This window comes from Piscinibacter gummiphilus (assembly GCF_032681285.1).
GTDB classification, from domain to species: Bacteria; Pseudomonadota; Gammaproteobacteria; order Burkholderiales; family Burkholderiaceae_C; genus Rhizobacter; species Rhizobacter gummiphilus_A.
Genome location: NZ_CP136336.1, coordinates 1078912 through 1094092, shown reverse-complemented (window position 1 = coordinate 1094092; position 15181 = coordinate 1078912). Strand labels below are relative to the sequence as shown.

At 64.9% G+C, this 15181-nt stretch carries 17 protein-coding genes; 9 read left to right on the top strand and 8 right to left on the bottom strand.

Annotated elements, in window-relative coordinates; all coding sequences use genetic code 11:
• Positions 1 to 14 precede the first annotated feature (14 nt).
• The 7 genes from acpP to RXV79_RS05235 all read right to left on the bottom strand — a co-directional run bounded on the left by acpP (position 15) and on the right by RXV79_RS05235 (position 5220).
• Positions 15 to 254, bottom strand: a complete 240-nt coding sequence (gene acpP / locus RXV79_RS05265) for an acyl carrier protein (RefSeq protein ID WP_201805636.1) — start codon at positions 252 to 254, stop codon at positions 15 to 17.
• Between the two features lie 128 nt (positions 255 to 382).
• A complete protein-coding gene (fabG, locus tag RXV79_RS05260; protein ID WP_316702422.1) occupies positions 383 to 1132 on the bottom strand; it encodes a 3-oxoacyl-ACP reductase FabG in 750 nt (249 codons plus the stop codon).
• A complete protein-coding gene (gene fabD / locus RXV79_RS05255) occupies positions 1129 to 2067 on the bottom strand; it encodes an ACP S-malonyltransferase (RefSeq protein ID WP_316703987.1) in 939 nt (312 codons plus the stop codon). The genes fabG and fabD overlap by 4 nt, the downstream gene beginning before the upstream one ends.
• A gap of 61 nt (positions 2068 to 2128) precedes the next feature.
• On the bottom strand, positions 2129 to 3121 hold the full coding sequence (locus tag RXV79_RS05250; RefSeq protein ID WP_316702421.1) for a beta-ketoacyl-ACP synthase III: 993 nt from the start codon (positions 3119 to 3121) through the stop codon (positions 2129 to 2131).
• Positions 3118 to 4233, bottom strand: a complete 1116-nt coding sequence (gene plsX / locus RXV79_RS05245; RefSeq protein WP_316702420.1) for a phosphate acyltransferase PlsX — start codon at positions 4231 to 4233, stop codon at positions 3118 to 3120. The genes RXV79_RS05250 and plsX overlap by 4 nt, the downstream gene beginning before the upstream one ends.
• Before the next feature lie 135 nt (positions 4234 to 4368).
• Positions 4369 to 4551 (bottom strand): 50S ribosomal protein L32, encoded by a 183-nt coding sequence (gene rpmF / locus RXV79_RS05240; RefSeq protein WP_257828747.1) that lies wholly within the window; start codon positions 4549 to 4551, stop codon positions 4369 to 4371.
• 123 nt (positions 4552 to 4674) lie between these two features.
• Positions 4675 to 5220: a YceD family protein gene (locus RXV79_RS05235; RefSeq protein WP_316702419.1), complete on the bottom strand. Its 546-nt coding sequence runs from the start codon at positions 5218 to 5220 to the stop codon at positions 4675 to 4677.
• A gap of 42 nt (positions 5221 to 5262) precedes the next feature.
• On the opposite strand from RXV79_RS05235, the gene RXV79_RS05230 reads away from it, so the two are divergent.
• Positions 5263 to 5856, top strand: a complete 594-nt coding sequence (locus RXV79_RS05230; RefSeq protein ID WP_316702418.1) for a Maf family nucleotide pyrophosphatase — start codon at positions 5263 to 5265, stop codon at positions 5854 to 5856.
• Complete coding sequence (locus RXV79_RS05225; RefSeq protein ID WP_316702417.1) at positions 5853 to 6617, top strand: SAM-dependent methyltransferase; 765 nt, start codon at positions 5853 to 5855, stop codon at positions 6615 to 6617. The genes RXV79_RS05230 and RXV79_RS05225 overlap by 4 nt, the downstream gene beginning before the upstream one ends.
• Before the next feature lie 6 nt (positions 6618 to 6623).
• Here RXV79_RS05225 and RXV79_RS05220 read toward each other — a convergent pair whose 3' ends face one another.
• Positions 6624 to 8048, bottom strand: coding sequence for a DEAD/DEAH box helicase (locus RXV79_RS05220; protein ID WP_316703985.1), 1425 nt, complete (start codon positions 8046 to 8048; stop codon positions 6624 to 6626).
• Positions 8049 to 8240: 192 nt separating this feature from the next.
• Here RXV79_RS05220 and rfbB point away from each other — a divergent pair, with 192 nt between their 5' ends.
• The 7 genes from rfbB to RXV79_RS05185 all read left to right on the top strand — a co-directional run bounded on the left by rfbB (position 8241) and on the right by RXV79_RS05185 (position 15163).
• Positions 8241 to 9308 (top strand): dTDP-glucose 4,6-dehydratase, encoded by a 1068-nt coding sequence (rfbB, locus tag RXV79_RS05215; protein ID WP_316702416.1) that lies wholly within the window; start codon positions 8241 to 8243, stop codon positions 9306 to 9308.
• Positions 9305 to 10201, top strand: coding sequence for a dTDP-4-dehydrorhamnose reductase (rfbD, locus tag RXV79_RS05210; protein ID WP_316702415.1), 897 nt, complete (start codon positions 9305 to 9307; stop codon positions 10199 to 10201). The genes rfbB and rfbD overlap by 4 nt, the downstream gene beginning before the upstream one ends.
• A gap of 20 nt (positions 10202 to 10221) precedes the next feature.
• Positions 10222 to 11115 (top strand): glucose-1-phosphate thymidylyltransferase RfbA, encoded by an 894-nt coding sequence (gene rfbA / locus RXV79_RS05205; RefSeq protein WP_316702414.1) that lies wholly within the window; start codon positions 10222 to 10224, stop codon positions 11113 to 11115.
• A 1-nt stretch (position 11116) separates the two neighbouring features.
• The gene (gene rfbC / locus RXV79_RS05200) at positions 11117 to 11668 is read left to right on the top strand and encodes a dTDP-4-dehydrorhamnose 3,5-epimerase (protein WP_316702413.1); all 552 of its coding nucleotides are present in this window, start codon (positions 11117 to 11119) and stop codon (positions 11666 to 11668) included.
• Positions 11669 to 11833: 165 nt separating this feature from the next.
• The gene (locus RXV79_RS05195) at positions 11834 to 12829 is read left to right on the top strand and encodes an NAD-dependent epimerase (protein WP_316702412.1); all 996 of its coding nucleotides are present in this window, start codon (positions 11834 to 11836) and stop codon (positions 12827 to 12829) included.
• A 37-nt stretch (positions 12830 to 12866) separates the two neighbouring features.
• Positions 12867 to 14219, top strand: coding sequence for a lipopolysaccharide biosynthesis protein (locus RXV79_RS05190; RefSeq protein ID WP_316702411.1), 1353 nt, complete (start codon positions 12867 to 12869; stop codon positions 14217 to 14219).
• 23 nt (positions 14220 to 14242) lie between these two features.
• Positions 14243 to 15163, top strand: coding sequence for a hypothetical protein (locus RXV79_RS05185; RefSeq protein WP_316702410.1), 921 nt, complete (start codon positions 14243 to 14245; stop codon positions 15161 to 15163).
• Positions 15164 to 15181: the final 18 nt, after the last annotated feature.

The window sequence follows — 15181 nt, the reverse complement described above, 5'->3', positions numbered from 1 at the left end:
AGCTCCGGGACGAATCAGGCCTTCTGGTGCTTCAGCGCGTAATCGATCGCCAGCTGGACGGTGGTGATCTTCTCGGCTTCTTCGTCGGGGATCTCGATGCCGAATTCGTCTTCCAGCGCCATCACCAGTTCCACCGTGTCAAGCGAGTCCGCGCCCAGGTCGGCCACGAAAGCCTTTTCATTGGACACATCGGCCTCAGGCACGCCGAGTTGTTCGGCAATGATCTTCTTCACACGTGCTTCGATATCGCTCATGACTCCTCCAGGAGGGTTTACGTAAACAGCCCGAGATTCTACGGCCTGTAGGGTGGGTGCTCTAAGACACACCCAAGGCACATCCGGCGGGCAAGAAACCGGGGTGATTTGGTCGAAAGGCGTGGCGCTCAGTTCATGAACATGCCGCCGTTGACGTGCAGTTCGGTGCCGGTGATGTAGCCGGCTTGCGGCGAGGCGAGAAACGCGACGGCGTTAGCGATGTCCGAGGCCTGGCCCAGACGGCCGAGCGGGATTTGCGTCATCAGGGCGTTGGTCTGCTGCTCCGACAGCTTCTTGGTCATGTCGGTCTCGATGAAGCCCGGCGCGACACAGTTGACCGTGATGCCGCGGCTGCCCAATTCCCGCGCGAGCGATCGGGTCATGCCGGCCACGCCGGCCTTGGCCGCGGCGTAGTTGGCCTGGCCTGGGTTGCCGCTGGCACCGACCACGCTCGTGATGTTGATGATGCGGCCATAACGCTGCTTCATCATCGGTTTGGTGACCGCGCGGCTGGCACGGAAGACGGCCTTGAGGTTGGTGTCGATCACCGCGTCCCAGTCTTCGTCTTTCATGCGCATCGACAGCATGTCGCGGGTGATGCCTGCGTTGTTGACGAGCACATGCAAGGCGCCGTGCTCCTTGACGATGGTCTCGATGGCCGCCTCGAGCGCCTGGCCGTCGTTCACGTTGAGACAGATGCCGCGGCTGCCGGCATGGCCCGCCAAGCCCTCGGTGATGGCCTGTGCGCCAGCATCGGTGGTGGCCGTGCCGATCACCTTCAGGCCCTGCGATGCCAGCTGCACCGCAATCGCCCGGCCGATGCCGCGTGACGCGCCGGTGACCAGCGCCACCTGCCCAGCGAATTGAAACTCGCTCATGCCAGCGCCCCTTTCACTTCAGCCAGGGTGGCCGGGTCGTACATCGCAAGGCCAGTGGCCTCGGCGTCGATTCGCTTGACCATGCCAGCCAGCACCTTGCCCGGGCCGCATTCGACGATGTGCGAAATGCCGCGAGCCCGGATGGCCTGGATCGTCTCGACCCAGCGCACCGCGCCAAACGACTGGCGGTACAGCGCTTCGCGGATTGCCGCCGGTTCGGTCTGCACAGCGACGTCGATGTTGTTGATCAGCGGAATCTGCGGGACTGCCAGCGCGGTGTCGGCCAAGCGCGACTTCAGTTGCTCCCCGGCCGGCTTCATCAGGCTGGAATGAAACGGTGCGGACACCGCAAGCGGCAAGGCGCGCTTCGCGCCCTTGGCCTTGAGCACCTCACAGGCGCGGTCGACTGCGGCCTTGGTGCCGGCGATGACCGTCTGCTTGGGGTCGTTGAAGTTGGCAGCTTCCACCGGCTGGCCGACTTCGGCGGTGACTTCGGCGCAGCCTTCGATGACTTGTGCGGCGTCCAGGCCGAGGATGGCGGCCATGCCACCCTGCCCCACTGGCACCGCTTGCTGCATCGCCTGGGCACGGAAGCGCACCAGTGGCAACGCCTGTGCCAGGGTCAAACTCCCCGCGGCCACGAGGGCGCTGTACTCGCCCAACGAATGCCCCGCCACCACGGCTGGCTGTGCGCCCGTTTCGGCCAGCCAGGCGCGGTAGCACGCCACACCAGCGGTCAGCATGTAGGGCTGGGTGTTGGTGGTCAGGTCGAGCGTTTCTTTCGGCCCGGCCCGGATGATGCCGGCGACGTCTTCGCCGAGCACCTCGGAAGCCTCAGCGAGCGTGTCACGCACGGCGGCGTGGCCGCCCCAGGCATTGAGCATGCCCACGGACTGCGAACCTTGCCCCGGAAACACAAAAGCAAACGGAGTCATCACAACGCCTTCTTTGTCGGTTGTCTGCGGCCGCATTCAGCGGCCCGCCTCGAGCCGTGGCTCAGAAATCCAGCAGCACGGCGCCCCAGGTGAAGCCGCCACCCACACCTTCAAGCATCAGCGTGTCGCCGCGCTTGATGGACCCCGAGCGCACGCCCGCATCCATTGCCAGCGGGATCGAGGCCGCCGACGTGTTGCCATGCTCGTCAACGGTGACGATGACCTTCTCCAATGGCAGCTTCAGCTTCTTGGCCGTGCCATGCATGATGCGGATGTTGGCTTGGTGCGGGATCAGCCAGTCGATGTCGGACGCCTCGCGCTGAGCCTTTTGCAGCACCGAGCGGGCCACATCTTCCAGCACCCCGACCGCCAGCTTGAACACCGCCTGGCCGTCCATCTTGAGGAATGGCACGCCCATCACCTGGCCGTTCGAGACAGCGCCAGGCGTGCAGAGGATGTCGACATGACGGCCATCGGCATGCAGTTCGGACGCCAGAATGCCTGGCGTATCGCTCGCCTCGAGCACGACGGCGCCGGCACCATCGCCGAAGAGCACGCAGGTCGTGCGGTCGGTGAAGTCGAGCAGGCGGGAAAACACTTCCGAGCCGATGATCAGCGCCTTGCGCGCGGCGCCGGTGCGGATCATCGAGTCGGCGATGGTCAAGGCGTAGACGAAGCCCGAACAAACGGCTTGCACGTCAAAGGCCGCACAGCCCTGGATGCCCAGCTTGCGTTGCACGATGCAGGCGGTCGACGGGAACACCATGTCGGGCGTCGACGTGGCGAGGATGATGAGATCGACTTCCGACGCATCCACCTTGGCCGCGACGAGCGCGTTGCGTGCGGCTTCGACGGCAAGGTCGCTGCAGGCGACGTCAGCGTCGGCGAAGTGGCGTGCATGGATGCCCGTGCGGGCGATGATCCAGTCGTCGGACGTCTCGATGCCCTGGCCCGCCAGGCGGGCGGCGAGGTCGGCGTTGCTCACGCGCTTGGGCGGCAGGAAACTGCCAGTGCCCGCGATGCGTGAATAGCCGGCAGAAAGAGGTGAGGTCATGCAGCGAGGGCGGCGTCACCGGAATTCGCAGACTCCTCAGCGGTGAGGCCCGGGGGCATCGCCTGGAGCGTCTCTTGAATCTGGTCGTGCACCCGGTCAAGCAAACAATTGCGGGCCGCATCATAAGCCCGATTGAGGGCCCCCTCGAAGGCGAAGGCGTCGGCCGACCCATGGCTCTTGAAGACGAGCCCACGCAGGCCCAACAGCGCCGCGCCATTGAATCGCCGGGGGTCGATGCGCCGCTTGAGGCTGTTGAGGACGGGCAATGCCGCCACCGCCGCCATCTTGGTGAAGAGGTTGCGACTGAATTCCTGCTTGATGAAGCCGACCAGCGTGGCAATCAGGCCTTCAGCAGTCTTGAGCGCCACGTTGCCGACAAAGCCGTCGCACACGACGATGTCGGTCGTGCCCTTGAAGATGTCGTTGCCCTCGACGTTGCCGTAGAAGTTGATGTGATCGCCCTCGGCCGCAGCACGGAGCAACTCACCGGCCTTCTTGATGGTTTCGCTGCCCTTGATGACTTCTTCGCCGATGTTGAGCAGGCCCACGGTCGGGTTGTCCTTGCCTTCAACGGCAGACACGAGCGCACTGCCCATCACGGCGAACTGCAGCAGATGCTCGGGCGAGCAATCGACATTCGCCCCCAGGTCGAGGACGGTCGTGAAGCCATCGCGCTCGTTGGGCATCACCGTGGCAATCGCGGGGCGATCGATGCCTTCCATCGTCTTGAGCAGGTAGCGGGCAACGGCCATCAAGGCGCCGGTGTTGCCGGCCGACACGCACACGTGCGCCTTCGGCGCCTGGCCGTCGGGCCCGGCCTTGAGCTGGCTCAGCGCCACGCGCAAGGAAGAGTCCTTCTTCTTGCGCAACGCCACTTCGATGGGGTCGTCCATCTCGACGACTTCACTGGCCGCAACAACGGTACAGCGCTCCCACTGCGCCGCCTCGGCGAGCGCGTCGGCCTTGCCGACGAGGATCAACTGCGCCTGCGGGTGCGCATTTAGAAATGCTCGGCAGGCCGGCAAGGTGACTGACGGACCGTGGTCACCACCCATGCAATCGACGGAGAGACGAACCGCGTCATTGACCGGATGCGCCACAGGAGGATTCATGGAAACGTCACACAGAAAAGCAAACACCCGACGCTGCGTCGCCGCGCAGGCCGGGTGGGGAGGGGTCTTCGAGCATCAGCGGTGAACGCGGTTCGACGCGAACAGGCGCCAGGTGGCGCCACGAGCCGCTGGAGGTCAGGCGTCTGCCTTGCTCTTGAGCACCTTGCGCCCACGGTAGAAACCGTTGGGGCTGATGTGGTGACGCAGATGCGTCTCGCCGGTGGTGGGCTCGATCGCGGTGCCCGGGTTGGTGAGGGCATTGTGCGAACGGTGCATGCCGCGCTTGGAGGGCGACTTCTTGTTTTGCTGGACAGCCATGGAATTGCTCCTTAGATCTCCTGCTGCTCATGCTCTGGCAGAGCACAGGAGCCAGGGTTTGGTGCCGTGGGTGGACACCCGAACGGAAAGCCCGTGATTCTAGCATGGGGCCGGCAGCCATGGCTAATTGGGCAGACTGCCCCGTTTCAGCGAGGCCAGGACCGCGAACGGGTTGGGCTTTTCCTCCAGAACCGGCGGTTCCTCATTCGCCGTCTGCAACGGCTCCGGACAAACCTCGTGGCGGGGAACCAGCGGCAGTTCCAGGAGGAGTTCGTCTTCGACCAAGGCGCGCAGATCCAGAGCCCGGGTCAGGGCGAGCACGTCGTCTTCACTGTCGGCATCCAGTTCGGCAGCAGCACTCTCACCCTGCACGAAGAGGAACGAGCGCTCGGCGTGTACATCGGCCGCCACCGGCTTCAGGCAGCGCTGGCACTCCAGCATCACCTGCGTGTCGGCCTTCAAATGGAGCCAAACCTGAGGCTCGCCGCCCCGCACAACACGGTGCTCACCTGCCGCCCGCCAGGTGACCGCGCCGGGCACAGCGCCTGCGACCGTAGAAGCCGCCAAGCGCTCAAGTTCCGCCACAGGCCACGCACCGTCAAGTGAAGCCCCAGCTTTGGCCAGAGCTTCGACATCGAGCTTGGAAGGATCAAAATCGCGCGCTTTCATGCCGGCAGTTTATGCGGCCGCCTGCCTCGACAATCCCATCTCATGACTGAACGCCCTCCGCTCATCCTGGGTTCGACCTCGCGCTACCGGCGCGAGATGCTGCAGCGCCTGCGGCTGCCCTTTGACGTGCAATCGCCACAAGTCGATGAAACGCCGGGGGCCAGCGAGGCCCCGTCGGCGCTCGCGCTTCGCCTGGCGCTGGCCAAGGCGAACGAGGTGGCAGCCCGCTTCCCCCATGCCGCCGTGATCGGCTCCGACCAGGTGGCCGACCTCGCCGGCCGCCCCATCGGCAAACCCGGCGACCATGCCCGCGCCACCGAGCAGCTGAGGGCCATGCGCGGCCAGGCGGTCGTGTTCCAGACAGCGGTTGCAGTGGTCTGCCTGGCGAAGCAATACGAAGCCAGCGCGCTGGTGCCCGTGACGGTGCGCTTTCGCGACCTCAGCGATGCCGAGATCGAGCATTACTTGCGGGCGGAACAACCCTATGACTGCGCCGGCAGCGCCAAATCGGAAGCCCTGGGCATCGCCCTGCTGCGCGCGATCGAGTCCGACGACCCCACGGCGCTCGTGGGCCTCCCGCTCATCAAGACCTGCGAGCTGCTGCGCGGCGCTGGCGTCGATCCGTTGATCGCATGAGTGCGCCACCCGGCCGGCTGATCCTGGTCCCTAACACTCTCGACCTGGGCAGCGGGTCCGACACCGACCTGCGGCAGGTGTTACCCCTCGGCGTACTGGAAACCGCAGCGCGCCTGACGCACTGGGTGGCCGAGAACGCCAAGACAACGCGTGCCTTCCTCAAGCGCGTCGACGCCCTCGTGCCCCTGGCGCAGCCGCTGCAAGCCTTGTCCATCGTGGAGCTGCCGCGGCCACCCAAAGGCGCCAAATCGCCCCCCTCGGCCGACTGGCGGCCCTTGCTGGCGCCTGCGCTGCAAGGGCATGACGTGGGCCTCATTTCAGAAGCTGGCCTGCCCGCCGTGGCCGACCCCGGCGCGGGGCTGGTGCAGGCCGCCCACGCACTCGAGATCCCGGTTCAGGCACTGAGCGGCCCGAGTTCGCTGATGCTGGCGCTGGCGGCCAGCGGCCTGAACGGCCAGAGCTTCGCCTTCGTCGGCTACCTGCCGGTCGAATCCGGCGAGCGCGCCAGCCGCATCCGCGAGCTGGAAGCCGCGTCACGGCGTGCGGGCCAGACGCAACTCGTCATCGAGACACCCTATCGGAACGAGGCCCTGCTCGACGCCCTCGTGTCCCATTTGAAGGCCGAGACTTGGTTGTCGGTCAGCTGCGGCCTCACGCTCGCCTCGGGCTGGACCCGCACCGACACTGTGGGGCGATGGAAGTCGGCGCCTGCCCACATGCCGGCTGACGTGCCGGCGGTGTTCTCGTTTCTCGCGCGCTGAAGCGCCTCAGTTGCCCGACGGCGCCGGCGGCTTCGCGCCGAACAGAGCGGCAACCTTCTTCTTCGGCTTGATGTTGGGCGACAAGCCGCGCGCCGCAGACACCTGGGCCGACTTGCTGCTTTCCCACGCCGGGGCCTCATCGGAGGCCGGGCTGGCCTCATACGGCTTGTCGAAGAACGGATCGCGCGGCGCGGGCCGGGGCGCGCTGTAGCTGCTACGCGCCGGCCGCGGCGCGGCATCATCGTCCCGCGAGCGGCGCCGATCCTCGCGCTCACGCTCGCGCGGGGGCCGGCCCTCATCCAACTCCAGGGGCTCCAAATCGATCTTCTTCTTGATCAGCTTCTCGATGTCGGCGACCAGGCGGGTGTCTTCGCGCGTCACCAGCGTCATCGCCAGGCCCGAGGCCCCTGCGCGGCCAGTGCGGCCGATACGGTGCACATAGTCCTCTGCGTTGAACGGCACGTCGAAGTTGAAGACCGCCGGGAGGTCGGCGATGTCGAGGCCCCGGGCGGCCACGTCCGTGCACACGAGCACGTCGACCTCGCCGCGCTTGAAAGCATCGAGCGCCTTCAGCCGCTCGTCTTGCGACTTGTCGCCGTGCAGCGCGTTGGTGCGCAGACCATCGCGCTCCAGCGACCGCGCCAGCCGCGCGCAGCCCAGCTTGGAGTTGACGAAGACGATCGCCTGCGTGATCTCACGGTCCTTCAGGAGCTTGCGGACCGCGGCGCGTTTGTCGTCGGTGGCGACGCTGAAGAAGCGCTGCTCCACCGTGGACGCAGTGGCATTCGGGCGCGCCACCTCGACCAGGATCGGGTCCTGCAGGTAGCTCTCGGCCAGGCGCTTGATCTCGGGCGAGAAGGTGGCCGAAAACAGCAGCGTCTGGCGCTGCTTGGGCAGGTAGCTCAGGATGCGTTGCAGGTCGGGCAGGAAGCCGATGTCGAGCATGCGGTCAGCCTCGTCGAGCACCACGTATTCGACCTGGTTGAGTACGCAGTTCTTGGCCTCGATGTGGTCGAGCAGGCGCCCCGGCGTGGCGATCAGCACCTCCACGCCCTTCTTGAGTTCCAGCGTCTGCGGCTTCATGTCGATGCCGCCAAAGACCACCATCGCGCGCAGCTTGGTGTGCTTGGAATAGGTCTGGATGTTCTTGGCGACCTGGTCGGCCAGCTCACGCGTGGGGGCCAGCACCAGCGCCCTCACCGGGTGGCGAGCCGGAGACGCGCTGCTGTTCTCGTGCTTCATCATCTTGTGAAGCAGGGGCAGCGAGAACGCCGCGGTCTTGCCCGTGCCGGTCTGAGCGGCGCCCATCACGTCACGGCCCGCCAGAACGATGGGGATCGCCTTGGCTTGAATGGGGGTCATCGTCGTGTAGCCCGATTCGGCGACGGCCCTCTCCAGCACAGGGTCCAGTCCCAATGACGAGAACTCCATGTTCTCTGGAGGTGGCGCAATGGCAGGCGCCTCTTGTGAAGGCGCGGTACCGACGGGTTCAACGGCTGTCTGAGTCATCCGGGGATTATCTCCCGTACCTCCGAAGCCCCCTTTTTCGTCGGCGGGCCGGCCCTAGAATCGCCTCGTTCCTGGCCGGTGCAGCACCGCACCTCACACCATCACTGGCAACCCATGATTCTTGTCACCGGCGGCGCCGGCTTCATCGGCGCGAACTTTGTGCTCGACTGGATCGAGGCCACCGGCGAGCCAGTCGTCAACCTCGACGCCCTCACCTACGCCGGCAACCTGGCCAACCTGAAGTCCCTCGCGCAGGACAGCCGGCACATCTTCGTCCAGGGCGACATCGGCGACCGCCCCCTGGTGGACAAGCTGCTCAAGGACCACCAGCCGCGCGCCATCGTGCACTTCGCGGCCGAGAGCCACGTCGACCGCAGCATCCACGGCCCCGGCGCCTTCATCCAGACCAACGTCAACGGCACCTTCACGCTGCTCGAAGCGGCGCGGGGCCACTGGATGTCGCTGCAGGGCTCCGCGAAGGACGCTTTCCGCTTCCACCACGTTTCCACCGACGAGGTCTACGGCTCGCTCAAGCCCACCGACCCGCCGTTCACCGAAACCCACCCCTACGAGCCCAACAGCCCCTACTCGGCCTCCAAGGCCGCCAGCGACCACATGGTGCGCGCCTGGCACCACACCTACGGCCTGCCGGTCATCACCACCAACTGCAGCAACAACTACGGGCCCTATCACTTCCCCGAGAAGCTGATCCCGCTCATGATCGTCAACGCGCTGGCCGGCAAGCCACTGCCGGTCTACGGCGACGGCATGCAGGTGCGCGACTGGCTCTACGTGAAAGACCACTGCTCGGCCATCCGTGAAGTGCTGGCACGCGGCAAGGTCGGCGAGACCTACAACATCGGCGGCTGGAACGAGAAACCCAACATCGAGATCGTGAAAACGATCTGTGGGCTGCTTGACGAGTTGCGGCCCGACGCAGGCGGCTCGTATGCGCGCCACATCACCTATGTGACCGACCGCCCCGGCCATGACCGACGCTACGCGATCGACGCCCGCAAGCTCGAACGCGAGCTCGGCTGGAAGCCGGCCGAGACCTTCGAGACCGGCATCCGGAAGACGGTGCAGTGGTACCTCGACAACGCCGAGTGGGTGTCACAAGTACAAAGCGGCGCCTACCGCGAGTGGGTCGCACGCAACTACGCCGATCGGTCGACCGCATGAAGATCCTGCTGCTGGGGAAGAACGGCCAAGTCGGCTGGGAACTGCAGCGCTCGCTGGCGCCGCTGGGCGAGGTGGTGGCACTCGATTTCGACAGCCCTGGCCCGCTCACCGCCGACTTCTCCAAGCCCGAATCGCTGGCCGCCACCGTGCGTGCCGTGGCCCCGCAGATCATCGTCAATGCGGCGGCCCACACCGCCGTCGACAAGGCCGAGAGCGAGCCTGAACTGGCGCGCACGATCAACGCGTCGGCCGTGGGCGTGATCGCCCGTGAGGCGGCATTGCTCGGCGCTTGGCTGGCGCACTACAGCACCGACTACGTCTTCGACGGCAGCGGCAGCACTCCCTGGGTCGAAGACTCGCCTACCGGCCCCTTGAGCGTCTACGGCCGGACCAAGCTCGAAGGTGAAGAGGCCATCCGCGCGAGCGGGGTGAAGCACCTCATATTCCGCACGAGCTGGGTGTACGCCGCACGCGGCGGCAACTTCGCCAAGACGATGCTGAAACTCGCGAAGGAGCGCGACAGGCTCACCGTCATCAACGACCAGTTCGGCGCTCCGACGGGCGCCGAGTTGCTGGCCGACGTCACCGCCCATGCCCTGCGCGCCGCGCAGCAGCAGCCGGTGTTGTCGGGCACGTACCACGCCGTCGCCGCGGGCGAGACCCATTGGCACGACTACGCACGCCACGTGATCGAGTTCGCCCGGCGCGCCGGCCAGCCGATCAAGGTGTCGCTCGACGCCATCGAGCCCGTGCCCACCAGCGCCTTCCCGACCCCCGCCAAACGCCCGGGCAACTCGCGCATGAACACCTCGAAGCTGCAACAGACCTTCGGGCTGACCCTGCCGCACTGGCAGACGGGCGTCGAGCGAATGCTGACTGAAACCCTCGCCTGATCTCCCTCCGGAACAGCACCATGAGCACTGCATCGCAACGCAAGGGCATCATCCTCGCCGGAGGATCCGGCACCCGCCTGCACCCGGCCACTTTGGCCATCAGCAAACAGCTGCTGCCGGTTTACGACAAGCCGATGGTGTACTACCCGCTGGCCACGCTGATGCTGGCCGGCATCCGCGACATCCTGCTCATCAGCACGCCGCAAGACACACCGCGCTTCGAGGCGCTGCTGGGCGACGGCGCCAAGTGGGGCATCAACATCAGCTACTGCGTGCAGCCAAGCCCCGATGGGCTGGCGCAGGCGTTCATCCTCGGCAAGCAGTTCGTGAACGGGCAGCCGAGTGCGCTGGTGCTGGGGGACAACATCTTCTATGGGCATGACCTGCAACGGCTGCTGCAGTCGGCGGCGGCGCGTGACACCGGCGCCTCTGTGTTCGCTTATCACGTGCAGGATCCCGAACGTTACGGCGTGGTTGCGTTTGATGACCACAAACGCGCATTGAGCATCGAAGAGAAGCCCAAAGCGCCGAAGAGCAAGTACGCGGTCACCGGCTTGTACTTCTACGACGAGCAGGTGTGCGACATCGCCGCGAGCATCAAACCCTCGGCACGCGGCGAACTCGAGATCACCGAGGTCAATGCCCGCTACCTGCAGCAGGATCAGCTCAACGTCGAAATCATGGGGCGTGGGTATGCGTGGCTCGACACCGGCACGCACGACAGCCTGATGGAGGCGGGGCAGTTCATTGCCACGCTTGAGAAGCGCCAGGGGCTCAAGGTTGCGTGCCCCGAGGAAATCGCTTACCGCTCAGGCTGGATCAGCGCGCAGCAGCTGGAAGCCATGGCGCAGCCGATGCTGAAGAACGGCTACGGCCAATACCTGATGCAGATCGTGAACAGCCAAGTCTTCTGAGATGAACGTCATCAAGACAGCCATCGAAGGCGTGCTCATCCTCGAACCCAAGGTGTTTGGCGACGCCCGGGGCTTCTTCATGGAGAGCTTCAACCAGAAGGCATTCGACGCCGCCGTCGGCAAACACATCGAGTTCGTGCAAGACAACCATTCCCGTTCAGGCCGCGGCGTCTTGCGGGGCATGCACTACCAGTTGCCACCTCATGCCCAGGGCAAGCTCGTGAGGGTGACGCAGGGCCGCGTGTTCGATGTCGCCGTCGACATGCGCCGTTCGAGCCCCACATTTGGCAAATGGGCCGGCGTGGAGCTCAGCGGTGAAAACCACCGGCAGTTGTGGCTCCCACCCGGCATGGCACATGGCTTCCTGGTGCTGAGCGAAAGCGCAGACTTTCTCTACAAGACCAGCTCGTACTACACACCTCAAGCCGAGGGAGCGCTGCGCTGGAACGACCCGGCAATCGGCATCGAATGGCCGAACAACGGTGTGGAGCCCCAACTTTCCGACAAGGATGCCGGCGCACCCAGCTTCGACGCGGCGACCACTTTCGATTAGCCCGCAGCACGCGGAGGCGGCGCAATTTCCTTCGATAAACTCCCGCGTCCTTCGGGGCGCACGCCTCTTCCCGCATCCCAGTCCAGCCGCGAGTGCGCGGTAGCAAGTACGAACCATGCACATGAGTAGGACCTTCCAGCACCCTGTCATCGCGAGGTCGACCGCATGAAGGTACTTGTGACGGGAGCCGCGGGCTTCATCGGCATGCACACCGCGATTCGACTGCTCGAGCGCGGAGATGAGGTCGTCGGCATCGACAACCTCGGCGACTACTACGACCCGCAGCTCAAACTCGACCGCCTGGCCCAGCTGCAGCCCTACGCCAGCTTCCGCTTCGTGCGCATAGACGTTTCCAACCGAGATGCCATGGCAGCGTTGTTCGCCGCGGAAAAGTTCGACCGCGTCGTGCACCTGGCAGCGCAAGCGGGCGTGCGCTACTCGCTTCAGAACCCACACGCCTATGTGGACAGCAACGTGAGCGGGTTTCTCAACGTGCTCGAGGGCTGCCGCTACCACCGGGTGGCGCACCTGGTGTATGCCAGCAGCTCCAGCGTCTATGGCGGCAACACCAAGATGCCATTTGTCGAGACCGACACGGTTGACCACCCCATCAGCCTGTATGCGGCCACGAAAAAGGCCAACGAGCTGATGGCTCACACCTACAGCCACCTCTACGGCCTGCCCACCACCGGGCTGCGTTTCTTCACGGTGTATGGCCCGTGGGGTCGCCCAGACATGGCGTACTTCCTCTTCACCAAGGCGATCCTCGCCGGCGAGCCCATCAAGGTGTTCAACCACGGCGACATGGCACGTGATTTCACCTATGTCGACGACATCGTGGAAGGTGTGTTGCGCGTGCTCGACAAAGTGGCGACCCCCGAACTGCCGTCGACGGTGCCCTATCGTCTTTTCAACATCGGCAATCACGCTCCCGTGCAGCTGCTCGAATTCATCGCCTGCCTGGAGCGCAGCCTGAATCGCGACGCAAAGAAGGAACTCCTGCCGATGCAGGATGGCGACGTCAAAGCGACCTATGCAGACGTGAGCGCACTGGATGCGTGGGTAGGGTTCAAGCCCTCCACACCGCTGTCGACGGGGATAGCGCGATTCATTGACTGGTACTGCAGCGAGTACGCACCGGCGCCGTCGCGCCGCTCATGAGCCTTCGCGCGCTGCGCCCCTGCCGATGAGCCGGTTTGTGAGGATCGACGAGAGAACCCGTCGCGTCGTCATCACGGCGGGCGCTTTCTATGCGGGGCGCTTCGGAACTGCTGTGAGCCTGCTGGTCACGATCCCGATGGCCAGGCATGAACTGGGGCCTCAGCTGTTCGGCGTCTGGATGCTGCTGTCGACGATGCTCAGCTTTTTCGCGTTCGCCGACCTGGGCGTGGGAAACGTGGTCCTCAACCGGATCACGGCAGCGCGAGCCTTGGGCAACCGGACTGACGCTGCGAGGGCTATCGCAGGCGGGTACGTCTCCACTGCAGCCGTCGGCATCGTGATCGTGTTGACGTGGCTAGGCTGGTGCGCATTTTCCAGCGATCCCAGCACGGTCGTCGGCACCGTCGGCGCTGCCGACAAGGGCCAGATCATGACGGCCTTGCACATTTTCGTTGTGCTGCTTGCGCTCAATATTCCTGCGAGCCTTGTTCAGAAGATCCAGCTCGGCACACAGGAAGGACACTGGGTTGGTGGCACCCAACTGATTGCGTCGGCTGGCACGCTGGCAGCCATACCGACCGTCCTGCATTTCGGGGGCAAGTTGCCGTCCTTGGTGCTCTCATCGCTCGGCATCCTGGTACTGGCGAACTTGGCCAACACCCTGGTCTGGTGGCTTCGCGGTCGGAGCAACAAAGGCCCTCGCGCAGGGCATCCCACGGTCGGCGACATCGGCAGCCTTTTCAAGGCCGGCACGCTCTTTCTCGCCGTTCAATTGGCGTCGGCCTTCGCGTTTCAGTCCGACGCGATCGTCATCACGCAGACGCTCGGGCAAGCGCCCTACGGTGACTACGCGGCAGTCCAGCGCCTCTACGTCTTCGCGTCGATGCTGATCAGCGCGGCACTTGCCGGGCTATGGCCTGCCTTCGGGGACGCGCTCGCCAGGGGAGAAGTGGCCTGGGTACGCCAGGCGCTGCGTCGCGCGCTGGGCATGACGCTGCTCGTGATGGGTGGCTTGTGCCTGCTGCTTGCACTCTCGATGGGAATGATCACGAAGCTCTGGCTCGGAACCTCGCACGCGCCCTCGCTGCTCTTGACTTCATCGCTGTCGCTGTGGGCGCTCATCGAGGCGCTGGGCATGGTCGCAGGCAGCCTGCTCAACGGTGCCGGGGTTCTTCGGGCACAGGCGGTGCTGGCGCTGACCATGGCCGCGATCTCCTTCGGCGCCAAATGGGTGCTGGTCGGCTGCATCGGCGTCGAAGGCGCCGTGCTCGCCACGATAATCGCCTACTGCTGCATTTCGGTGCCAGCGCAAATCGTGCTCGTGCGGCGCCTCTTCCGCGACGCAGGCCAGAAATCGCAAGCTTCCGCAGTCGTCACACGCGGACCATAAAACTCTTCCGGAGAGAAGCAGACATGATCGGAACGGTGAGGTGGGCATACGCCAAGGCGATGTCGCTCCTGCGCACGCAAGCCAACCTGGACAACAGGCTCGATGAGATCCAGTTCAGCCAAGGCGCGATCCTGGCCCAGCTGGCCCGGTCTCGCCAGGGGAACAAGCTGTCCGACTTCGAGTTCAAGGTGTTCTCGCAATGGGGCGAGGACGGAATGATCCAGAAGCTCATCCGGCACATTGACATTCCGAACAAGGCCTTCATCGAATTTGGCGTGCAGGATTTCCGCGAGTCGAATTGCCGGTTCCTGTTGATGCACGACAACTGGCGTGGCCTGGTGATCGACGCGAGCAAGCCGCACATCGACAGCATCCGCAAGTCCCCGATGGGATGGCGGCATCACCTCGACGCGATCTGCGAATTCATCGACCGCGACAACATCAACGAGCTGCTCGCCCGCGGCAAGTTTGGCAACGACATCGGCATTCTGTCGGTCGACATCGATGGTGTGGACTACTGGATCCTCGAAGCCATCAAGGAATGCTCGCCCCGCATCCTGATCGTCGAATACAACAGCGTCTTCGGCCCGGACCGCGCCATCACCGTGCCCTACGATCCACGGTTCGTCCGCACGGAAAAGCATCACTCCAACCTTTACTTCGGTGCGTCGCTGGCGGCGTTTCACCACCTGGCCACCGCGCGCGGCTATTCGCTGGTGGGCAGCAACTCAACGGGGAGCAACGCCTTCTTCGTGCGCAACGACCAGATGGCAAACTGCCCTTTTCCGGCGCTCGCCGTCGCCGAGGCCTACGTCGAATCGCTGGTGCGCGAAGGCAAGGACCCAGGAGGTAACCTCACCCTCTTGGCGGGGCAGGCCCGTCTGGAAGCGATCCGAGGCTTGCCAGTGGTCGACGTGACCACCGGCGAAACCCAAGCTCTCTAATCCTCGAGCAGGAGCACA